This window comes from Streptomyces sp. NPDC024632 (assembly GCF_055559175.1).
Genome location: NZ_JBVHLD010000001.1, coordinates 391588 through 413237, shown reverse-complemented (window position 1 = coordinate 413237; position 21650 = coordinate 391588). Strand labels below are relative to the sequence as shown.

Annotated in this window: 21 protein-coding genes; 7 read left to right on the top strand and 14 right to left on the bottom strand. The window is 71.9% G+C overall.

The features are described from left to right. Nucleotides 1-122: 122 nt before the first annotated feature. The 3 genes from ACZ37P_RS01820 to ACZ37P_RS01810 form a co-directional block, all read right to left on the bottom strand. Nucleotides 123-962, bottom strand: a complete 840-nt coding sequence (locus ACZ37P_RS01820) for a putative RNA methyltransferase (protein WP_467344314.1) — start codon at nt 960-962, stop codon at nt 123-125. Nucleotides 963-1295: 333 nt separating this feature from the next. Then, entirely contained in the window at nt 1296-2522 is a 1227-nt protein-coding gene (locus ACZ37P_RS01815; RefSeq protein WP_402712169.1) for a cytochrome P450 family protein, read from the bottom strand. Between the two features lie 208 nt (nt 2523-2730). Continuing rightward, nucleotides 2731-3204, bottom strand: coding sequence for a group II truncated hemoglobin (locus tag ACZ37P_RS01810; protein WP_355334388.1), 474 nt, complete (start codon nt 3202-3204; stop codon nt 2731-2733). Nucleotides 3205-3440: 236 nt separating this feature from the next. On the opposite strand from ACZ37P_RS01810, the gene ACZ37P_RS01805 reads away from it, so the two are divergent. After that, nucleotides 3441-4457 carry an NADPH:quinone reductase gene (locus ACZ37P_RS01805; RefSeq protein ID WP_391159978.1) on the top strand — a complete coding sequence of 339 codons (1017 nt, stop codon included), beginning with the start codon at nt 3441-3443 and terminating at the stop codon, nt 4455-4457. Between the two features lie 306 nt (nt 4458-4763). Next, entirely contained in the window at nt 4764-5549 is a 786-nt protein-coding gene (locus ACZ37P_RS01800; RefSeq protein WP_355334384.1) for an ArsR/SmtB family transcription factor, read from the top strand. 21 nt (nt 5550-5570) lie between these two features. On the opposite strand, the gene ACZ37P_RS01795 is transcribed toward ACZ37P_RS01800, so the two are convergent. Beyond that, a complete protein-coding gene (locus tag ACZ37P_RS01795) occupies nt 5571-6041 on the bottom strand; it encodes a Clp protease N-terminal domain-containing protein (RefSeq protein ID WP_355334382.1) in 471 nt (156 codons plus the stop codon). An 8-nt stretch (nt 6042-6049) separates the two neighbouring features. After that, on the bottom strand, nt 6050-6253 hold the full coding sequence (locus ACZ37P_RS01790; protein WP_355334380.1) for a helix-turn-helix domain-containing protein: 204 nt from the start codon (nt 6251-6253) through the stop codon (nt 6050-6052). Between the two features lie 89 nt (nt 6254-6342). Between ACZ37P_RS01790 and ACZ37P_RS01785 the strand changes: the two genes are divergently transcribed. After that, on the top strand, nt 6343-6828 hold the full coding sequence (locus ACZ37P_RS01785; protein WP_467344310.1) for a DUF5990 family protein: 486 nt from the start codon (nt 6343-6345) through the stop codon (nt 6826-6828). Nucleotides 6829-6897: 69 nt separating this feature from the next. On the opposite strand, the gene ACZ37P_RS01780 is transcribed toward ACZ37P_RS01785, so the two are convergent. Further along, a complete protein-coding gene (locus tag ACZ37P_RS01780; protein WP_467344309.1) occupies nt 6898-8085 on the bottom strand; it encodes a serine hydrolase in 1188 nt (395 codons plus the stop codon). 294 nt (nt 8086-8379) lie between these two features. On the opposite strand from ACZ37P_RS01780, the gene ACZ37P_RS01775 reads away from it, so the two are divergent. Continuing rightward, nucleotides 8380-10362: a galactose-binding domain-containing protein gene (locus ACZ37P_RS01775; RefSeq protein WP_467344307.1), complete on the top strand. Its 1983-nt coding sequence runs from the start codon at nt 8380-8382 to the stop codon at nt 10360-10362. Nucleotides 10363-10404: 42 nt separating this feature from the next. Here the strand turns inward: ACZ37P_RS01775 and ACZ37P_RS01770 are convergent, their stop codons facing one another. The 5 genes from ACZ37P_RS01770 to ACZ37P_RS01750 form a co-directional block, all read right to left on the bottom strand. After that, nucleotides 10405-11649: a serine hydrolase domain-containing protein gene (locus ACZ37P_RS01770; RefSeq protein WP_467344305.1), complete on the bottom strand. Its 1245-nt coding sequence runs from the start codon at nt 11647-11649 to the stop codon at nt 10405-10407. A 138-nt stretch (nt 11650-11787) separates the two neighbouring features. Continuing rightward, nucleotides 11788-13653 (bottom strand): hypothetical protein, encoded by a 1866-nt coding sequence (locus ACZ37P_RS01765; RefSeq protein WP_467344304.1) that lies wholly within the window; start codon nt 13651-13653, stop codon nt 11788-11790. 298 nt (nt 13654-13951) lie between these two features. Then, nucleotides 13952-14632 carry a response regulator transcription factor gene (locus ACZ37P_RS01760; protein WP_467344303.1) on the bottom strand — a complete coding sequence of 227 codons (681 nt, stop codon included), beginning with the start codon at nt 14630-14632 and terminating at the stop codon, nt 13952-13954. A 531-nt stretch (nt 14633-15163) separates the two neighbouring features. Next, nucleotides 15164-16102, bottom strand: a complete 939-nt coding sequence (locus ACZ37P_RS01755; RefSeq protein WP_467344301.1) for an Fpg/Nei family DNA glycosylase — start codon at nt 16100-16102, stop codon at nt 15164-15166. Between the two features lie 91 nt (nt 16103-16193). Further along, nucleotides 16194-16985: a VOC family protein gene (locus tag ACZ37P_RS01750; protein ID WP_467344299.1), complete on the bottom strand. Its 792-nt coding sequence runs from the start codon at nt 16983-16985 to the stop codon at nt 16194-16196. Between the two features lie 196 nt (nt 16986-17181). Between ACZ37P_RS01750 and ACZ37P_RS01745 the strand changes: the two genes are divergently transcribed. Continuing rightward, entirely contained in the window at nt 17182-17346 is a 165-nt protein-coding gene (locus tag ACZ37P_RS01745; RefSeq protein WP_391043825.1) for a hypothetical protein, read from the top strand. A gap of 149 nt (nt 17347-17495) precedes the next feature. Beyond that, on the top strand, nt 17496-18032 hold the full coding sequence (locus tag ACZ37P_RS01740) for a DinB family protein (RefSeq protein WP_467344298.1): 537 nt from the start codon (nt 17496-17498) through the stop codon (nt 18030-18032). Between the two features lie 245 nt (nt 18033-18277). Here the strand turns inward: ACZ37P_RS01740 and glnA are convergent, their stop codons facing one another. Beyond that, nucleotides 18278-19687 (bottom strand): type I glutamate--ammonia ligase, encoded by a 1410-nt coding sequence (glnA, locus tag ACZ37P_RS01735; RefSeq protein ID WP_188283233.1) that lies wholly within the window; start codon nt 19685-19687, stop codon nt 18278-18280. A 241-nt stretch (nt 19688-19928) separates the two neighbouring features. Here glnA and ACZ37P_RS01730 point away from each other — a divergent pair, with 241 nt between their 5' ends. Next, entirely contained in the window at nt 19929-20396 is a 468-nt protein-coding gene (locus tag ACZ37P_RS01730; protein ID WP_188283232.1) for an RDD family protein, read from the top strand. A gap of 93 nt (nt 20397-20489) precedes the next feature. Here the strand turns inward: ACZ37P_RS01730 and ACZ37P_RS01725 are convergent, their stop codons facing one another. Then, nucleotides 20490-21179, bottom strand: a complete 690-nt coding sequence (locus tag ACZ37P_RS01725) for a DUF4191 domain-containing protein (protein WP_355334356.1) — start codon at nt 21177-21179, stop codon at nt 20490-20492. 31 nt (nt 21180-21210) lie between these two features. Beyond that, nucleotides 21211-21417 (bottom strand): SCO2195 family GlnR-regulated protein, encoded by a 207-nt coding sequence (locus tag ACZ37P_RS01720; protein ID WP_355334353.1) that lies wholly within the window; start codon nt 21415-21417, stop codon nt 21211-21213. Nucleotides 21418-21650 lie beyond the last annotated feature (233 nt).

The window sequence follows — 21650 nt, the reverse complement described above, 5'->3', positions numbered from 1 at the left end:
TCCCCCCCCCTCCCCCTCCCCCCTCCCCCCCCCCCTCCCCCCCCCCCCCCCCCCCCCCCCTCCCCTCTCCCTCCCCCCCCCCCCCCCCCCCCCCCCCCCCCCCCCCCCCCCCCCCCGGACGGTCACCGCGGCCGGTAGACGGTGGCCAGGACGGAGACGGTCACGTGACCTGGCAGCGGGCCGCTCCCGGCGTCCGCGCGGCTCACGTGACGGGCGCTCGGTGACATGCCCACCAGGTCCAGGGCGTCGGACCCGGTGAGCGGGGCGAGGTAGTCGACCCGCTCGGTCCTGGCGGCCATGAAGTGGGGGTCGAGGGCGTGGTGCAGGCGTTGTTCCTTGGCGGGGTCGACGGTGACCATGGCCCGTACGCGGTGCCGCAGTTCGGCCAGGTGGCGGTCGGTCGGACGGACGACGATCAGACGGCCCGTCGGGCGCAGGACCCGGCGGAATTCGGCCGGGTTGCGGGGCGCGAAGACGTTCAGTACGAGGTCGGCCGCGCGGTCGGCGACCGGGAAGCGGCGGGAGACGTCCCAGCTCGCCGCGGCGGCTCGTTCGTGGGCGCGGGCGGCCGAGCGCAGGGCGCGTACCGAGGCGTCGAGCCCCAGGCCGCGGGCGTCGGTGAGCCGGGCGAGCACACCGGCCAGGTAGTAGCCCGTGCCGCAGCCGACGTCCAGGACGGTGCCCGGCCCGGCGTCGGCGGCCAGTCGGGCCACGGCGTGCCGGATGGGGAGGTAGGCGCCGGTGGCCAGGAAGCGGGCGCGGGCCTGTGCCATGGCGGCGTCGTCGGCGCTGACGGCGCGGGTGCCGGTCAGCAGGCCGACGTAGCCGTGGCGGGCGAGGTCGAAGGTGTGGCCCGCGGGGCAGCGCAACGCGCCCCGGTCCGGCCGGAGGGGGCCGCGGCAGATCGGGCAGCGCAGGACATCGAGGATCTGTGCGAGGGCAGGCGGAAGCGGCACGGGCATGGAGAGCACTCCTGGCAACGGTGAAGGGAAGGGACCGCGCCCGCGCGCGCCCGGATTCCCGCTCCGCGGGCGGAACGAGCCAGAAGGCGGCGTTATGGGCACGCCGAGGAGGGCGACGCCGTCCGGCATCGCCCTCGAAGGCTCCCGGTCACGGGAAGCAGCGGTGCGGGGTGCTCATGAATGCCACGCCTTCAGTTTACGAGCAGAGGTGAACCCTCGTGTCCACCGAAGGCGTCAGCGGAGCCCAGGAAATTACGGCCCATTCGCCGGAGTCGGAGTCCGAGCTGGAACCCGAGCTGGAACCGGAGTTAAGAACCCGAGCTGAAACCGGAGTCAAGAACCCGAGCCCGAACCGGAAACCCACAGTTCGCTGGCGCTGTTGATGATGAACGACCGCACCGGGCACCCCGACGGCCGTGACAACCGCAGTTTCGGGAAGTGCTCGAACAGGACGCTCAGCGCGATCTCGCCCTCCAGCCGCGCCAGTCCGGCGCCAATGCAGAAGTGCTGGCCGTTGCCGAAGGAGAGCTGGCGGGAATTGGGGCGCGCGACATCGAAGCTGTCGGCGTCGGGGAACTGCTGGTCGTCACGGCCGGCCGCGGCGTAGGAGGCGAGCATGGCCTCGCCGCGCCGGATCACCACGTCGCCGACCGGGATGTCCTCGAGGGCGTAGCGCAGCGGGAAGTGGCCGACCGGGCAGTCGTAGCGCACGACCTCCTCGATGACGGAGCCCCAGGAGACCTCGCCGGACCGGGCCCGTGCCAGTTGTCCCGGGTTGGCGAGCAGCGCCCTGACCGCGTTGGTGATCAGGTTGACGGTGGTCTCGTGGCCGCCGACCAGCACGGTGAGCATGATGACCACGACCTCGTCCTCGCTCAGCCGGTCGCCTTCCTCGCTGGCGGCGATCAGCGCGCTGGTCAGGTCGTCGCCGGGGCTCTCGCGCTTGGCCTGTGCCGCCTCGGCGAGCAGGACCAGGAGCTGGTCCTGGGCCTCCTGCGTCTGGTTGCCCTTGGCCGCGGGGTGGCTGCTGAGCACGGCGTCGGAGAGCGTACGCAGCCGCTCGCCGTCCATCGGCGGCAGGCCCAGCAGTTCGGCGATCACCTTGACCGGCAGCGGGAGCGCGTAATCCTCGCGCAGGTCGAACTCGTCGCCGCGCGCGGCCGCTTCGTCCAGCAGGCGGTGCGCCAGCTCCTCGATCCGCGGGCGCAGCGCGGCGGTTCGGCGGGGCGTCATCGCCTGGCCCGCGAGCGCGCGCAGCCGCCGGTGCTCGGCGCCGTCCCGCGTGAGTATCCCGGGGAGGCTGACGAAGTTCAGCAGCGGCCAGTCCTCGGGCAGCCGCCCCTCGGTGTTGCGCGGCCACTGCCGCGGGTCCTTCGACACCCGCGGGTCGACCAGCAGTTGCCGCAGCGTCTCGTGGTGCGTGACGGCCCAGGCCGGTACCCCGCCGGGCAGTTCCACCAGCGCCACCGGGCCGAGCGCGCGCAGCTCGACGTTCTCCTCGTGCTGGTTCTGGCCGAAATGATCGAGCAGTAACGGTGTCAGCGTTTCGGAGGTTTTCATGCCCGGCACCATAACAAGCGCGCTCGCCGGGCGAACAGCTGCCCAAAAGGGCTACGACTCCGAACTCGGCCGCCCCGTAAAGGGGTTGAGCGGTGAATGCGCAAACGTCCACCTGCCGATTCCCGCCGGGGAGAATTTCGGACGGGGCTATTCCGAATATGCCCGCCGGAGCCGGCGGCGACGAATTTTTACTCACGGAATACCCGGACTATCGCGCCAGCCCGTCCCAGCCCCAGTGCGGTACGGGACCGGGGTCGCCGAGATCGGAACTCTCCTGGTGGGAGACCGACATGGCGATCCGCGTGCCCCACTCGATGTACTCGGCGAAGCGCTGCCGCAGCAACGCGTCGGCGGGCAGCTCCTTCACGGCGGTCGCGAGCATCAACTCCACCCAGCGCGCCCGCTGTTCCTCGGTGATCCGCAGGTCCAGGTGCTGGGAGAGCAGGGCCTGGTGGCCGCCGAGGCGGGCGGTGTACTCGGCGGGGCCGCCGAAGACCTCCGTGAGCCAGACGACGACATGGTCGACATGGGCCCGGGTGAAGTGCACGAAGACCGGGGCGAGGAGCGGATCGACGAGGACCTGCTCGTAGAAGCTGTCGATGAGGCGGCGCAGGGCGTCACTGCCGCCGACCGCCTCGTAGAAGGTGCCGGTGCGGTCGACGGGGGAATCCGGAGTGGTCATGGGCGCTCCAGGTCGTGCCGGTGGTCGCGGCCGGGGAAGTCCCGGCCGCCTCATAGCCGCGGCCAGGGGGCAGCCCGGCCGGTGGTCCCGGCCAGGGTCGGCCTGGCCGGTGCTTTGCGGCCAAGGATCACCCGGCGGCCCGGCGGGCACCGGGATTTACGCGGCGGGCGGATCAAATGGACCAGTGGATTCCGGCCACGGGGAAGAAACGGGCGGGCACGTCACTTGTACGCGGCATGAAGGCGATCACTTACACCAGCAACGGCGGCCCCGACGTCCTCACGCTCACCGAGCGCCCGGTCCCGGAGCCGGGACCCGGCGAGGTACGGGTCCGCGTCCACGTCTCCGGCGTCAACCCGACGGACTGGAAGTCGCGGCGCAACACCGCCCCCGCCTCGGCGCAGGTGCCGAACCAGGACGGCTCCGGCGTCATCGACGCGGTCGGCTCCGGCGTCCCCGAGACGCGGATCGGCGAGCGCGTCTGGATCTGGGAGGCCGCGTACGGCCGCGCGGACGGCACCGCGCAGGAGTACGTGGCGCTGCCCGCGGGCCAGGCCGTCGCCCTGCCCGACCACGCCTCCTTCGACCTCGGCGCGAGCCTCGGCATCCCCGCCCTCACCGCGCACCGCGCCCTCACCGTCGCGGACGGCGGCCCCGAGCGCCTCGCCCCCGGCGCCCTCGACGGACGTACGGTCCTGGTCGCGGGCGGCGCGGGCGCCGTCGGCAACGCCGCGATCCAGCTCGCCCGCTGGGCCGGGGCCACCGTCGTCAGCACGGTCAGCGGACCCGCCAAGGGCGACCTCGCGCGGGCCGCGGGAGCCCATCACGTCGTGGACTACCGCGCCCAGGACGCCGCCGCCGAGATCCGCCGGATCGCCCCGGACGGCGTCGACATCGTGGTCGAGGTCGCCCCGGCCGCCAACGCCGCCCTCGACCGGGCCGTCGCCGCCCCCGACGCCGTCATCGCCTTCTACGCCGACGACGACGCCTCGGCCGCCGTGCCGGTCCGCCCCTCCATGGCGCTCAACCTCCGCTGGCAGGGCGTCCTGGTCTACACGGTCCCGCCCGCCGCCAAGGCCCACGCCGTCGCGGCGGTCACGGCCGCCGTCGCCGACGACGCCCTCCACGCGGGCCCCGACGCCGGGCTGCCCTTCCACCGCTTCCCGCTCGCCGAGACCGCCCGAGCCCACCAGGCGGTGGAGGACAGCGTCATCGGCAAGGTGCTCATCGACGTGGCCGCGCCCACCGGCTGACGCCTCGTCACACGAGCAGCCGGTCCAACCGGCCCGGGCCCGCCGTCCGTTGCGCGGGCCCGGGCTCGGGGCCGAAGGACGGTTCCCGCCGACGGTCGAACCCGTACCGACGCCCGTTCCCGTGCCGACGCCCGTTCCCGTAGCGACGCCCGTTCCCGTAGCGACGCCCAACCCCGCACCGACGCCCAACCCCGTATCCACCCCCGTCCCCGCACCGACGCCCGTCCCCGTAGCGCCTCGGACCCCGCGCCCTCCCGCCCCCGCCTTTCGGTGGCCGCCGAAACGTCGCGGGGTGAGGATGGGGACATGACCACCCGCACCAGGACCCCGGGGGCGCCGAGGACCGGCGACCCCCGTACGCCCGCGCTCGCCGACCCCGCCGTCCCCCGGCTCGCGGCCCTCGCCGCGCTCCTGGCCGACGAGACCAGGGCCGCGGTCTGCCTGGCGCTGCTGGACAAGCGGGCCTGGACCAGCGGGGAGCTGGCCCGGCACTGCGGGGTCGCGCCGTCCACCATGAGCGAGCACCTGACCCGCCTGGTCGACGGCGGGCTGCTGGCCCGCGAACACCAGGGGCGGCACCGTTACGTACGCCTGGCCGGTCCCGAAGCGGCCCGATTCGTCGAGGACATGGCGGAACGGGTGGCTGTCGCCGTACCCCGGACCACGGGCGCCGGGCTGCGGGCGCACAGCGCGGGCCGGGCGATGGCGCGCGGCCGTACGTGCTACGACCACCTCGCCGGCCGGCTGGGCGTGGCCCTCACCGACGCGCTGACCGGCAACGGCCTGCTCCGGCAGGACACCGGCTTCGCCCTCACCGACGACGGCGTGGCCTGGTTCACCGGCCTCGGCGCGGATCTGTCCGGGCCGCCCTCGTCCCGCCGCCCGCTGGCCCGTCCCTGCCTCGACTGGACCGAGCGGCGCCCCCACCTGGGCGGCACCGCGGGCGCCGAACTCTGCCGCCTCGTCCTCACCCGCGCCTGGGCCACCCGTATCGGCACCGGCCGCGCGGTGAAGGTCACGGCGCTCGGCGAGCGCGAACTCCACCGGGTCCTGGGCATCGCGCCGCACGATCTGGCTCCGGCGGAGGCGTAGGACCGCCCGGCGGCGGTGGGCTCAGCAGCCCGCCAGGCGTTCGCGGACGGTGGCCGGGTCGAGGTCCAGGGCGCTGAGCAGCGTCGCGGCGGGGTCGGGGTGCGGGGCGGGCAGGAGCGCGAGCAGCAGATGGCGGGGCTCGATACGGCGTCCGCGCCGCTCGCGCTCGGCCTCGCGCTTGGCGGCGACGACGGTCGCGCGGGCGGCCGAATTGAGGGTGATACGCCGCCGGCCGCGGACCGGCGGCGGGGCGAGGGGGATGTCGAGGTGGATGCCGAGCGAGCCGAGGGCGGCCCGGTCGAGCGCTTCGAGGGCCGCGTGCCCCTCGGCGAGGGTGACGCCGAGGGCGCGGGCGGGCTGGGCGGACTCGTCGCGGAGCAGCGCGAGCAGCAGGTGATCGGTGCCGATCCGGCGGTCGCCGCGCCGGGCGGCCTCCTCGCCCGCCTGCTCCATGACGAGCTTGAACCGGGCGTGAGCGGTGTTCTCCGGCATCGGGGGCCTCACTTTCCGTACTTCGCGTGCACCGACTGACGCGACACCCCGAGGGCGTCGCCGATCTGCTCCCACGACCAGCCCTTCCGGCGGGCCAGCGCCACATGCGCGGCCTCGACCTGTTCGGCGAGCCGGTGCAGCGCGCCGACGGCCCGCAGGCCGACCGCGGGGTCGTCCGAGTTCACGGCCGCGGAGACACTGTTGGTATCCATGGGTGTCAGGCTAGGCTGACGCGCGATGTCGCGTCAATCCAAACTGACAAACCCGTCCGGCCGGACGCGCGGAATGCCAGAATGACCGCATGGCCCCAGCGACGCCCGGCACCTCCACGCCCGTCACGCTCCGCATCGAAGGCACCGGCCTTCCCGGTCGCGCCTGCGCCGCCGCCCCCGGCTTACCCGGATACACGGACATCCACGTCGCCGTTCAACGGCGCGCGAAACCGGGGGAGTTGCTCGACCCGACCCCCGGCGACGCGGACCGCGCCGTATGGACGCTGGAGTGCGTCGCGCGGACGGTCGCGGACGGCACCGAGCTGACCGGCCCTTACGTGCAGGGCGGGCCGGGCGGGCGCTTCGTCTATCTGTCGTGGGGCGGGGTCGGCGCGGACGGGTCCTTCGCGGTGTTCCGCCGCGCCAAGCTGCTGCTCGAAGCCGTCGAGCCGGACGTGCTCGCCGCCGCCGTACGGTCCGGGCGGCTCACCGGGCGCCTCGGTCTCACCGACCCCAAGGGGCACCCGCTGTGCGCCCGCGTCGTACCGCCGGTCATCGCCTGGTCGGCGGGCTGAGCGCCGGAGTCCCGGGCACCCCTGGGCGGCTTCCTGGCTTCCTGGCTTCCTGCGGGACGGGCCTTCTCCTTACGTCACGGCCTTCGCCGCCGCCTCCGCGACCCGTTCCACCAGCGCGATCCCGTCCTGCTCCGACACATGGCCGCCGGAGAGCACCGCGACCAGCAGCGTATGGCCGTCGTGCTCGACCTTCCCGATGCTGTTGACGTCCCACAGGCCGGTGGCGCTCCGCGGCAGCCAGCCGTTCTTCAGCGCGTAGTCGCCGCCGTCGGAGTCGGCCGCCGACACGCCCCACCGCTGGTCGGCGGTGACCGCGTGCATCAGGTCCGAGATGTAGTCGCGTGAGGCGGCGCTGAGCGGGGAGTCGTCGCCGTCGCCGTAGACCGCGCGCAGCAGGGTGATCTGGTCGGCGGCGGTGGTCTGGGTCAGGCCCCACAATTCGCCGCTGCCGGGGGTGGTGTGGCTCAGGCTGAGCGAGGCGTTGGCGGACGCCAGCCCCGGGCCGCCGCCGATGGCCTCCCACAGCGCGAGCGCCGCGTCGTTGTCGCTCTGCTCGATCATGTCGGTGGCCAAGTCGCGCTGCTCGGAGGTCAGTTGGGTGCCCGCGCGCTGATGCCGGAGCAGCAGCGCCGCCAGGATGTCGACCTTGACGATGCTCGCGGTGTCGTACGCGGTCGTGTCGCCGCTGTCGTACGTGGCGACCGTGCTGCCGCTGTCGTCGCTGTCCCCGCCCAGTTCGGTCACGGCGACCGAGAAGTGCCCGGAGCCGGTGTCGGACAGGGCCTTGATCGCCGCGCGCAGTTCGGCCTGGGTGTCCCGCGCGGGCGTGGCCGTCGTCTTCTGCGGGGGAGCGGCCGAGGGGGAGGGCGGAGTGGTGGTCGGCGGCGTGGTGGTCGAGGGCGTGGCGGTCGAGGGCGTGGCGGTCGAGGGCGCCTGCGCCGGGGTGAAGGGCTTCGCGGTGGTGGGGGCGGGGGAGGGGGACGCCTTGTCCGTCGCGCCGCTGGTCGCCTTTCCGTCCGCCCCGGCCCGCGCGGACGGCGACTGGATGACGGTGGCCAGCGTCAGCACCGCGATCACCGCGAGTGTCGTGGTGGACACCACGAGGGGCCGCCGGGTCCACCAGTGCGCGGCGGCCCCGCTCCCCGTCTCGTTCCCGGCATCGTCCCAGGCTGTGTCCGTGGCCACGTCTCCGGCCACGTCTCCGGCCCCGCTCCCGGCGTCACCCCCAGCTCCGCCGGACGTCTGTTCGTCATCCATGCGGAGGACCGTATGAATCGTTTCTTGGATTCCGCTGAGATCCCGGTTCCAATCTTGTGAACCTTTGCGCCCATCCCGCGCGGCACCACCGAAAACCACGACAGAACGGTTCTTGCGTCATCTCTGTCAATTATTTCGCCTGCTGCGCGATCTATTGCGCTCACGTAACCCTGTCGTTACGATCCCCCGCACCAGACTTCCGGCCCCTGCCGCAGAGCACTCGCCCGAGCACTCACCCGAGTGCCCGACGGCCGCGCGGGCGGCGGGAGTTGACAGCCGATCGGAGGAGTCCAGATGGGTGTCACACGCCGGGTCTTCCTGCAAGCCGCCATAGCGGCCACTGCGGCAGGAACCCTAGGTGTCGCGGAGACCGCGGCCGCGGGCAGCGCGACAGCGGCCAGCGGGCCGGGAGACGTGGTCGGGAAGGTCACGGTCGGCTATCAGGGCTGGTTCGCCTGCATCGGCGACGGCGCCCCGATCAACGGCTGGTGGCACTGGACGCAGAACTGGGGCCAGACCCCGTCACCGTCCAACACCGGCATCAGTAGCTGGCCGGACATGCGCGAGTACACCCACACCTACCAGACGGGATACGCCGCCCTCGGCAACGGCCAGCCCGCGACGCTCTTCTCGTCCTACGACCAGCAGACCGTCGACACGCACTTCCAGTGGATGCAGCAGTACGGCATCGACACCGCCGCGCTCCAGCGCTTCAACCCCACCGGCGGCGAAGGCCCGACGCGCGACGCGATGGCCACCAAGGTGCGCAGCGCCGCGGAGTCGCACAGCCGGAAGTTCTACATCATGTACGACGTCACCGGCTGGACGAACATGCAGTCCGAGATCAAGACGGACTGGACCAACAAGATGAAGGCCCACACGGCCTCCTCGGCGTACGCGACGCAGAACGGCAAGCCGGTCGTCTGCATCTGGGGCTTCGGCTTCAACGACAACAACCACCCGTTCAGCACCGACGCCTGCATCGACGTCATCAACTGGTTCAAGGGACAGGGCTGTTACGTCATCGGCGGGGTGCCGCGCGAGTGGCGCACCGGCGGCGCGGGCACCCGCACCGGCTACTCGGACGTCTACCACGCGTTCAACATGATCTCGCCGTGGATGGTCGGCGCGATCGGCAACGCGGGCGACTCCGACAACGCCTACAACACCTACACCGTCGGCGACGAGGCCGACTGCGCCGCGCACGGCATCGACTACCAGCCGTGCGTCCTGCCCGGTGACGTCTCCGGACGGCAGCGCGCGCACGGCGACTTCATGTGGCGGCAGTTCTACAACGTCTGCCGGGCCGGGGTGCAGGGCATCTACATCTCGATGTTCGACGAGTACAACGAGGGCAACCAGATCGCCAAGACCGCCGAGTCCCAGGCGTGGACGCCCACCAACTCCGGCTTCCTGGCGCTGGACGAGGACGGTACGGCCTGCTCCTCGGACTACTACCTGCGGCTGACCGGCGACGGCGGCAAGATGCTCAAGGGCCAGATCGCCCTCACCGCGGTCCGCCCCACCCAGCCGCTGGTCTCCGGCGGCGGCGACACCGTACCGCCGACCGCGCCCGGCACGCTGCACGTCACCGGGCACACCGACACCACCGCCGCGCTGGCCTGGACCGCCTCGACCGACAACGTCGGCGTCACCGGCTACCGGATCATGCGGGTCACCGGCTCCACCAGCACCCAGGCGGCCAGCGCGGCGGGCAACGCCACGACCGCCACCGTCACCGGGCTCAGCCCGTCCACCGCCTACACCTTCACCGTCCAGGCCGTCGACGCGGCGGGCAACGTGTCCCCCGCGTCCAACCAGGTCAGCGTCACCACCGACGCGACGACCGTGCCGCCGGGCACCAACCTCGCCCTGGGCAAGGCCACTTCGGAGAGCAGCCACACCCAGGTCTACGGCTCGGGCAACGTGGTCGACGGCGATCCCAACTCGTACTGGGAGAGCAACAACAACGCCTTCCCGCAGTGGATCCAGGTCGACCTCGGCCTCACCACCACCGTCAAGCGGCTGGTGCTCAAGCTGCCGCCGCCCACCGCCTGGAGCACCCGCTCCCAGACCATCTCCGTACAGGCCGGCCCCAGCGTCCCGCTGACCACCCAGATCCCCGCGCAGAACTACACGTTCAACCCCGCGTCGGGGAACTCCGTGACGATCAACCTGCCGTCGGCGGTCACCGCGCGCTACGTGCGGCTGAACTTCACCGCCAACACCGGCTGGCCCGCCGGGCAGCTCTCCGAACTGGAGGTCTACAGCGCCTGACCGGAGTGCGACCCGCGCCGTTCGTGATGCCGTCGGCGCGGGTCACGGCGCCTGACGGTCGCACAGCGCGTCGTCGGTGAGCGCCTCCACCGCGCGATTGACCTTGTCCTGGTCGATCAGCGCGGTGGTGGTGGTCACCGACACCGTCACCGCGCGGCGGCCGTCGGCGCTCACGGCGGGCCGGGTGTACACGCCGAAACCGTCGCCCTCGTGCAGGTAGGAGACGCCGCCGCAGCTCAGCGGGACCACCCGCAGCCCGAGCCCGTAACCGCCCTGCCTGCCGGACGGCGGCACCGGCAGATCGTCGTACGGCACCGTCTCGCGCATCTCCCGCCACTGCTCGGCGGGCAGCAGTTCGCCGGTCGCGAGCGCCCGGAAGAAGGTGTTGAGGTCGCCCGGCGTGCTCACCACCCCGGAGTCCGCCGTGTGCTGGAAGCTCAGCTCGGTCGCGTCGAGCACCCCGCCGCCGGGAGCGTCCACGGTCACCCGCTCGTGCGGCCCGACCAGGAACGGATTGTCGCCGGGGATGTACGTGTGCCGCAGGCCCAGCTTCGCGATGACGCGATGCTCGACCAACTCCCGCCAGGTGGCGCCCGATCCGCCCGCCGTCCGCTCCGCCCTGTCGTTCGCCTTCTCCGCGATCATCGCGGCCAGCAGGTAGTTGGTGTTGGAGTACGCCCACTGCCGGGCCGTACCCGCCGGTCCCGGTGTGAACAGCGGCGGGTGGCTCATCGCGAGGGCGACGAGCTGCGGGGCGGGCGTCACGTCGTAGCGGTTCTCGTCGAAGTGGTGGAAGAGCCGGTCCTGGACGGACGGGTCGGCCACGTAGTCGTAGAGCCCGCTGGTCTGCCGCAGCAGGTCCCGCACCGTGATCCGCGAGCCGTCGTTGCCGTGGCCGCGCACCACGCCGGGCAGCCAGTGCTCGACGGTGTCGTCCAGCGACAGCTTGCCCTCGGCGGCCAGTTGGAGCACCACGACCGCCGTGAAGGTCTTGGTGGTGCTCGCCGCGCGGAACTCCGGCTCCCACGGGACGGGCTCCTTGGAGCCGCGTCCCGCCGTGCCGAACCGCGCCCGCAGCGGCCCGTCCGGGGTGTCGACCCGCGCCACGACATTGACCTGGCCGTCCCCCGCGGCCCGCACCGCGGCCAGGTCGCCGCGCAAGTCCCCCTGCCCGTAGTGGTGTCGGCCGCCCGAGCCGTGCGCGGGCACCGCCGCCAGCGCCGACGCGGCCAGTGCCACCGACCACGCCGCCACGATCGTGCGCTTCCCCGACAACGACACCCTCATGACGGCTCCCCGTTGGACGACCCGGGCCCGCCCCGTGCGGACTGCGTCCATCCAACCCGCGCCGCGCACCATGATCGATGGAGCTGTCACCCGAACGCCCGGTGGGGACAACCCCCGGTCCGGGCCGCCGACAGCGGGTCAGCGGCGCGGGCAGATCACCAAGTGGTAGGCGGGCAGGGCGGCGACGGGCCGGTGGCAGTCGAACCGGCCGCGGATCGTGTCCGCCGCCTCGGGCGCGACCTGGCCCAGCGGGAACCAGAAGGTGTCGAGCACGGCGTAGCGCGAGGCGGGGTCGCTCAGGCAGCGCAGATTCTCGCGGTAGCTGACCTGACTGGTGATCGACCGGTCGTAGCGCGTGCGTTGGAGGAAGTCGGGCGTCGGGTAGCGGCAGTGCGTCGGGTTGCCGAGCAGATAGCCGATGTCGCCGAACGCCAGGTACGTGACGGGGGTGTCCGCGCCGATACGGTGCCGGACCCCGGTCAGCCGCCGGGTCAACTCGTGCCGGGTGTCGGCGCGTTCGAGCGAGGTGAAGGTCGAGTGCCGGGTGTCGTACGAGTACGGCGTCGTCGGCCACACCGGGATCGCCAGCGCGAGGAGCAGGGCGAGGGCCGGGACGGAGCGGAGGAGGAGGCCGGGGGAGGGGGCGCGTACCGGCACCTGTCCGGGTACCCGTGCCTGTACGCGTACCTGTACCCGTACCCGTGCTCGCCCGTGCAGCGAGGCCGTGAGCAGCGTCGCCACGACGACCGCCGAGACCAGCGTGTACGCGGCCGTCTCGTGCGCGTGCCGCCAGTTCCAGGACTGCCCGGCGATCAGGGGGACGGCGACGCCGAGCAGCAGGGCCCCGGCGAGCAGCGGCAGGTCGGGGCGGCGGGCGACGGCGAGACCGCACAGGGCGGCGGCCAGCACCGGGAGCGCGGCCAGGTGGTACTGGAACCACTGCCCCTGCACCACCAGCGCGGCCAGCACGCCCGCGACCCCGGCCGCCGTCAGCAGCGGCCACGCCCAGCGGGCGGCGCGGGACGCGCTGCCGCGCGCGAGCAGCACCACGGCGGCGGGCAGCAGCGCCACCACCGGGTTCATCAGCGCCTCGGTGCCGACCGTGGTGATCAGCGCGTGCACGTCGGCGGAGTGCAGGCCGTTCTGCAAAGGGGTGTTGGGGTTCAGCGCCGACAGTTCGTTGAACCAGCGCCACTCGCGCGGCTGCACGAGGATCGCCAGCGCGAAGCCCGCGGCGGCGGCGACGGCGGCGGCTGCCGTGGTCAGCCAGCCGCGCCTCCGGTCCAGGACGAGGAGCGCGCCCAGCGGCAGCAGCGCCGTGGGCGCGGTCGTGTACTTCACCAGCACCGCGAGCGCGACCAGCACGCCGCCGAGGCCGACGGCCACCCAGGTGCGGCGCGGCGCGAGCGCGGCGGCGAGACCGGCCACCGCGCACAGCACGGCCACCCACTCCGGCTGGAGGAAGTCCCAGGCGGGCGCGAAGAGCAGCGCGAGCCCCACGGCTCCCGCCACCGCGTTCGCCTCGCGGCGCGGCAGATGGCGCGCGAGGCCCTGGCGCAGCCACCACACGACGGCCGCCGCGACGACGATCACCAGCAGCCGTATCGACGCCTCGCGCACGGCGACCGGCCCGGCGGTGAGGTGGTCGAGCCACGACAGCGGCCAGCGGTACGCGAGCGGCCGGTGCACGAAGGTGCCGGACGCCGGAATCCCGCCGCGCCCGCTCGCCCGCATGCCGCCGAGGACGTACCGCACGTCGTGGTTGAGCCCGCTCCAGCACATGGCGGCGACGGCGGCGAGGCCGAGGAGGGCCGCGGCGAGGCGGACGGGGAGGGGGTACGGGGTGGTCGTGCGGTCGCCGTCGCGGTCGTGGTCGCCTTCGCCGGGGCCGTGGGGCGTCGGGACCGCTTCCGGGCGGGCGTCCAGGCCCGGCGCCCGGTCGGTTCCGGGGGCCGGCCGCGCGGAGGTCCCGGCGCCGTCGTCGATGTCGGGAACGGAGGTCACGGCCGCTGACACTAGCCGCGCGCCCGCGCGGTACGGCGGGGTTGGCCGCCTCGTACGCCGAATGTTCAACGGAATTTACGCGGGTGTTCGCGGCGGGCGCGTGAGGCGAGCCGTTGGGGCCTGCGGCCGGGCGAGGTGGGCGCGTGCGGCCGCCGCTCGTTTGTCGGTGCCGGTGCCGGTGCCGGTGCCGTCTCCGCTCGTACGGCCCGCGCCCGCGCCGCCTGTGGCCGTAGCGCCGCCCGCGCCCGTACGGCCCCTGTCCGTACGGGCTCACGTCTCACGCGGGCGGGCGCAGCCGTCAGTTCGCGGTGTCCGCCAGCGTCGCCTCGTCGACCAGCCCCATCCTGATCGCCTTGACGACGGCGCTGGTCCGGTTCGTGGCGTCGAGCTTCAGCAGGACGCTGCTCACCAGCCGTTTGGCGCCGTGCTCGGAGATCAACAGGCGCCTGCCGATCTGCTTGTTGCTCAGGCCGCGCACCAGCAGCACCAGCGTCTCGTTCTCACGTGACGTCAGCGCCCCGCGCCGCTTCACCGGGGCCGCTGCCGCCGCCTGTTGGATGAGGCTGCGGCCCAGCTCCACCGGAATCGCCATCTCCCCGGCCGCCAACTGGTCGAGGGCGCGGGCCATTCCGGCCGCCGACAGGTCCTGCCGGATCAGATAACCGTCGGCGGGCAGCCCCGCCAGGTCCCCCGTCTGATGCTGCTCGATCACCAACAGCAGCCGTGGTGACGGGTTCTCGCCCCCGGCGGTCCCGACACCCCCGGCGGTCCCGACCCTTCCGGTCGCCCCGGTGCTCCCGGCTTCCCCGACGACCGTCCACAGCCGCCGGTTGGTCGCGGTCAACACCGCCACGTCGGGGGCGTGTTCGCGCACCTTGCCGATGAAGTCGAACTCGTTCGCCGCGAAGTACGTCTCCACACCGGTCGCGAGACCCGACATGATCGCCTGCACCCCGAGGCGCAGGATCTGGTCCTCCATGAACAACACCACGCGGAGCCGCGCGGGAAACGGCATGCGACGCGAATGGTGGAGAATTTCCGAAGTCATAAATCCGCCCGTGTCTCTTCCGAGTAAGAACCACATCGGCGGCCTGCCCCCGAGCGGGCGCCTTTCCACAACGCGACGCCACCCCGACCGGCCGAAAACGGCCAACGAGGGCGACTGCGGGAGCACTTACGGGCCTGAGCGTTCCCCATCGCGTTCGATCACACCTGGCACTCCCCTGGTATCCACCTGGCATGGCAGGAGCCCACACCCGGTAGCAGGTGATCACATTTTTGCCTCATTACGCTACCAACGGTTAACGTCGCCGGTCAACCAACTCGGAACCCCGGCGTCCGCCGAACCGGAGCGGGGCGTACCGCACTTGAGCGGGCGAGACCTCGACGCGGGCCCGTGCGGCACCAGTTGACCGGCCGCTTGGGCAGCCGCGCGGGCAAGCGCTTGAGCGCCTGTTTGAGCGCCTGCCTGAGCGACTGGTGGAGTGATCGCGCGAGCTCACGTGTGCGCCTACTTGAGCAGCCGGGACATCCGCCGGTCCGCCAGCGGCTTGCCGCCCGTCTGGCACGTCGGGCAGTACTGCATCGCCGAGTTGCTGAAGGACACCTCGCGGATCGTGTCCCCGCACACCGGACACGGCTCGCCCTTGCGCCCGTGCACCCGCAGCCCGCTCTTCTTCTCCGACTTCAGATCGCGCAGCGGCAGCCCGCGCGACCGCTCGACGGCGTCGGCCAGCGTCGTACCGACCGCGTCGTAGAGCGTGGCCACCTCGTCCTCGGTGAGCGTGGCGGCCAGCTTGTACGGCGACATGCGCGCCGCGTGCAGGATCTCGTCGGAGTACGCGTTCCCGATCCCGGCGATCACGCTCTGGTCGCGCAGCACGCCCTTGATCTGGCTGCGCTTGCCCGCCAGCAGTTCGGTGAAGGCCGCGAGGGTGAAGTCGGCGGCGAAGGGGTCGGGGCCGAGGCGTGCGACGCCCGGAACGTCCAGCGGGTCCCGTACGACGTAGACCGCGAGGCCCTTCTGGGTGCCGGCCTCGGTGACGTCGAAGCCGGTTCCCTCGCCGCCAGTCGTTCCGGCCCTGCTTCCGGCGTCGGTTTCGGTGTCGCTTCCGGCCCCGTCCCCGTTTCCCGCTACAGGGGTGAGCCGTACGCGCAGTGCCAGCGGTCCCTTGCCGGGGCGCGGCGGCGCGTCCGCCATCTTCTCCGTCCACCGCACCCACCCGGCCCGCGCCAGGTGGACTACGAGGTGCAGCTCCCCGGCCGTGAGGTCGAGGAATTTGCCGTGCCGCCCCACGGCGTCGAAGGTCCGCCCCTCCAGCGCTCCGATCGGCGGGTCGTACGTCTTGAGCGCGTGCACGGCGACCGGGTACACCCGCTCGACCGTACGGCCGACCAGCTGCTCGGCCAGGAACCTGCTCAGGGACTCGACCTCCGGCAATTCAGGCATACCCCCAGTCTGCCCTGCCGCCGCCCGACCCGCCCCGGACAGACCGCCGCCCCGGGGCGTACGGCCCCGGGGCGGCGCGGGACAGCCGGGATCAGGCGGGCTGGAGTACGGCGAAGGTCGCGCCCGAGGGGTCGGCGAACCAGGCGATCCGGCCGATGCCCGGCACGTCCACGGTCGGCACCAGCACCGTCCCGCCCGCGCCCTGGACGCGGGTGACGATGTCGTCCGCGTCCGCCACGTCGAAGTACGGCACCCAGCGCGGGCTCACACCCTCCTGCGCGGCCGTGATGCCGCCGAAGGCCGTGTCCCCCTGGTCGCCCTCCGAGGTCGAGACGAACGTGTACGGCGCGTCACCCACCTGCGTGTCCGCCCCCCGCCAGCCGAACAGCCCGCGGTAGAACTCCAGCGCCGCGGCCGGGTCCGCCGTCTGGAGCTCGACCCACCCCAGCGACCCGTACACCGACGTGGTCTCCAGCCCCTTCAGGGCCTTCGGCTGGAAGAGCGCGAATTCCGCCCCGCCCGGATCGGTGACCGCCGCCATCCGCGCCGCGTCCCGCGCGTCGAACGGCTCGGCCCGTACCGCCCCGCCGGCCTGCGCGACCGCCTTCGCGGTGGCCTCCACGTCCGGCGTCTCGAAGTACACCGTCCACGCCGGGGTCGCCCCCTCGTCCACCAGCGGCCCCAGCGCCGCCACGATCTTCCCGTCCTTCTGCAAGGTCCCGTAACTCCCGGCGTCAGGCCCCGCCGGGTGGAACGTCCAGTCGAACACCGCCCCGTAGAACCCGGCCGCGGCCACCGTGTCCTTCGCCGCGATGTCGATCCATGTGGCCGATCCGAGAATGGAATCCGTGGTGAGCATGCTGACGTGCCTGCCTTCCGTCATCAGTTCAAACCCATGGGCCAGAAGCCCCACCCCATCGTATACACGGTATACACCCCCTCGCCCGCCTTCCCCCCAACCCCACCCCGCCCCCACGGACCGTGTCCGGCGGCGTGGGGAGCCCCCTACGGAGCGTCTCCCGCGGATCGGAGGCGACCTTGGTCGGTATCAACCTCGTCGTCGCGGACATGCGAAGGTCATGACGGATGAGCCGGGCACCACCCCCGCCGAGGACAAGACGCTCTACCAGAGGGAGACCCTGGAGGACGAGGTGATGGACGAGGTACTGGCCTCATACAGCGAAGCCGTCGACGAGAAGAAGCCGCCGACGCCCAGCGAAACAGCGGACACGGACGCGGACTGAGCCCTCCGCCGGTCTCGCGGTGGAGATCGGCGGCGCGCTCCTGGCCGCCTCTCCTCGAATCGCGGGCGGGCGATGAGTTCCGGCACGCGGTGAGGTCTTCCTGGGGACGTACGAACTCGGCCGAGCACGACCGGTAGGGAGACCCCAGCGTGAGCGACATCGTGGTGCAGAACATCGTCCGGCCCGACCGCGTGCTGTCGGGCTCCTGGCTGGAGGTGATCGCCTCGAATCTCGACTACCACCGGGCGACCTTCCTGTGGAAGTGCGAGGGCCTCACGGACGCCCAACTGCGCCAACGCCCGCTGCGATCCTCGGCGTTGACGCTGCTGGGACTCATGCGCCACCTGCAAGGAGTCGAACGTGCCTGGTTCCAGCGGACCTTGGCCGACACCGCGCCTCGCTTCTTCCCCTACCGGATCTACACCACCCCCGACGGCGACGAGTGGTACGACGAGTCGGACGCCACGTCCGCCGAGGACGTCTACGAGGACTACCTGACGTCGTGCGAGGAGTCGCGGCAGCTCTTCACGAAGGTGACCGCCGACCTCACCCGCATCATGCCGAACCCGGAATTCGGCGCCACCGACGTGCGCTTCGTCCTCGAGCACGTGATCGAGGAGTACGCCCGCCACCTCGGCCACGCCGATCTCCTCCGCGAGGCCATCGACGGCGCCACCGGCGAATAACCGACGCCCCTCGCACACACCACCATCAGCAGAAGCCACCCGGCCGACCACGACCACGGGCAGCGCGGCCCGATGCCCACGCGGACGTCATCCTCGCAGCCAGCTGGCTTTCTCCGGCCTGACGGGAGCTGTCCCGGGGATCGATTCCACCGCCGACGCGAGGGAGCCCCGTCACGCTCCGGGAGGGAGGTGGCGGGGCTCCGGTGCATCTGGTGGGGGTTGCCGCACGGGGCGGCAGCCCGGGCTTAGATGTCGAAGTACAGCTCGAACTCGTGGGGGTGCGGGCGGAGCTGGATCGGGGCGATTTCGGCGGTGCGCTTGTAGTCGATCCAGGTGTCGATCAGGTCGGAGGTGAAGACGCCGCCGGCCTGGAGGTACTCGTTGTCGGCCTCGAGGGCGTCGAGGACGGCGGGGAGGGAGGTGGGGACCTGGGGGACGCCCGCGTGCTCCTCGGGGGCGAGCTCGTAGAGGTCCTTGTCGATCGGCTCGGCGGGCTCGATCTTGTTCTTGACGCCGTCGAGGCCCGCGAGGAGGAGGGCGGAGAAGGCGAGGTACGGGTTCGAGGACGGGTCCGGGGCGCGGAACTCGACGCGCTTGGCCTTCGGGTTGGAACCCGTGATCGGGATGCGCATCGCGGCGGACCGGTTGCGCTGCGAGTAGACCAGGTTGACCGGGGCCTCGAAGCCGGGGACCAGGCGGTGGTACGAGTTCACCGTCGGGTTGGTGAAGGCGAGCAGCGACGGCGCGTGCTTGAGGATGCCGCCGATGTAGTAGCGGGCGATGTCGGACAGGCCCGCGTAACCCTGCTCGTCGTAGAAGAGCGGCGTGCCGCCCTGCCACAGCGACTGGTGGACGTGCATGCCGGAGCCGTTGTCACCGAAGATCGGCTTGGGCATGAAGGTCGCGGTCTTGTTGTTGCGCCACGCGACGTTCTTCACGATGTACTTGAAGAGCATCAGGTCGTCGGCCGCGGCGAGCAGCGTGTTGAACTTGTAGTTGATCTCCGCCTGGCCCGCGGTGCCCACCTCGTGGTGCTGGCGCTCGACCTGGAGGCCGGAGGCCTCCAACTGGAGGGAGATCTCGGCGCGCAGGTCGGCGAAGTGGTCGACCGGCGGGGCCGGGAAGTAGCCGCCCTTGTAACGGACCTTGTAGCCGCGGTTGTCCTCGACCGCACCGGTGTTCCAGGCCGCGGCCTCGGAGTCGATGTGGTAGAAGGACTCGTTCGCCGACGTCTGGAAGCGGACGCTGTCGAAGACGTAGAACTCGGCCTCGGGGCCGAAGTACGCGGTGTCGGCGACGCCGGTGGAGGCGAGGTACGCCTCGGCCTTCTTCGCCACGTTCCGCGGGTCACGGCTGTACGCCTCGCCGGTGATCGGGTCGTGGATGAAGAAGTTGATGTTGAGCGTCTTGTCCCGGCGGAACGGGTCCACGCGGGCCGTCGAGAGGTCGGCGCGCAGCGCCATGTCCGACTCGTGGATGGCCTGGAAGCCGCGGATCGACGAGCCGTCGAAAGCAAGCTCATCGGTCGGGTCGAACGTCGAGACCGGGACCGTGAAGTGCTGCATGACGCCGGGCAGGTCACAGAACCGGACGTCGACGAACTTGACGTCCTCGTCCGTAATGAACCGGTTGACGTCGTCGGCGTTCTGGAACATCCCACTCCTCCTAGGCCCGGCCCCACGGGTCGGGTTGACAACTCGAGGCGCGCCAGTGCGGTGGCGCACACTGCCCCGACCATAGGGATCAGGGATTTCTCCAGCATGACCCATTTGTTTCCGAGGCGTTAACCGCGACGCCGGGGCGGCACCCGGGCAGCGCCGTACGGGTGGGCGTCCGGAAGGCCCCGTCCGCGACCGCGCTGTAGGGCCGCGGACGGCGCCGGGTTACCGTGGTCGGGTGGACAACAGGGATGCAATCGGATCGTGGCTGTCGGGCCCGGGTGCCGCCGCCGAGCAGATGGGCGTGGAGTTCGGCTACCGCGGGCAGCGCCTCGGACTGCCGGAGAACGGGCCGGGTTCCATCGCGCCGGTGGGGCGCCGCGTCGTGGCGCTCTTCATCGACTGGTTCCTCTGCCTGCTGATCGCATACGGCCTGATCGCGCACCGTGACGCCGGCAAGTCCAATACCTGGACACTCGTCGTCTTCGGCGTGGTCAGCGTCGTCCTGCTGCTGACCGTCGGCACCACCTTGGGCAAGCGGCTGATGGGCCTGCGCGTCGTACGCCTCGACGGCGGCCGTCTGGGAGCCGTCGCCGTCGTCATCCGTACGGCGCTGCTGCTGCTCGTCGTCCCCGCCGTCATCTGGGACCGCGACACCCGCGGCCTGCACGACAAGGCCGCCAAGTCCGTACAGGTACGGATCTGACCCAGCCGGGACGCAGAAGAAGGCGCAGAAAAGGGGGTCCGGGGACGCTGTCCCCGGACCCCCTTCGTACAACGACCTCCGTGCCCCGACCGCCTAGCGGCCCTTCGGCATCCGCATCCCCTTGGGCATCGGGCCCTTCGGGATCGGCATGTTGCTCATCAGATCCCCGAGCGCCCGCAGCCGGTCGTTCACCTCGGTCGTCTTCGGGCCGGACAGCACGCGCGGCAGCTTCAGCAGCGTGGTGCGCACCTTCTTCAGCGACAGCTCGTCCGGGCCGTTGCCGACGATGAAGTCGTGCACCGGCACGTCGAAGACGACCCGGTTGACCTTCTTCTTCTCGGCGGCCAGCAGGCCCTTCACACGGTTCGGGTTGCCTTCACCGATCAGGACGACACCGGCCTTGCCGACGGCGCGGTGCACCACGTCCTGGCTCTTGTTCATCGCGACGGCCGGGGTGACGGTCCAGCCGCGTCCGACATTCTGCAGAACGGCCGCGGCGGCGCCCGGCTTGCCTTCGAGCTGCCCGAACGCGGCCTTCTCGGCCCGGCGGCCGAAGATGACCGCCATCGCGAGGAAGGCCAGCAGGAAGCCAAGGATGCCTGCGTAGATGGGGTGACCGATCAAGAAGCCGAGGGCGAGGATGACACCGAAGGTGACGATTCCCACAGCCGCAACGACAAGCCCGACCTTGGGGTCGGCCTGCCTGGTCATCTTGTAGGTCTGGACGATCTGCTTCAGTCGTCCAGAATTCTCGGGGTTCTCGGGTGTTTCCTTCCTCGCCATGCCGCTCAGGATACGCGAGGGGGGTGCCCGCTCAGTCGTTGAGGGCGCTTCCCCGTGCGGCGCTCACAAGGGCGTCCATCTCGTGCTGCGCCTCCCGCCGGTCCCGGGCCCTGCGGCGGTCCTCGACGACGGCTGCCCAGGCGTTACGGCGGGCTGTCTGCTGCCCGCCGCGCAGCAGAAAGGACTCCACGGCGCGCAGCGCCACGGCCGGACGGATGTGCACGGACTCGGACGGCATGGCGTCCCCCTCATATGCGGCTGAGAGCTGAGAGTAGGAAGGTGCGGGCGGTACGTGATGACGCGCGTGGTGCGGGCAGCGCCGGTGACTCGAAGAGCCCCGTGCGTGACACCAGGGTCGCCACAACGTGTTACCAGTCGGTGACCACTCGGTCAATCTCGCATGAAAGCATCGGTCCGGCAGCACGGCGCCCCGCCAGGTCACTCGCCCGGCGGGGCGTCGTCGGCGGTGAG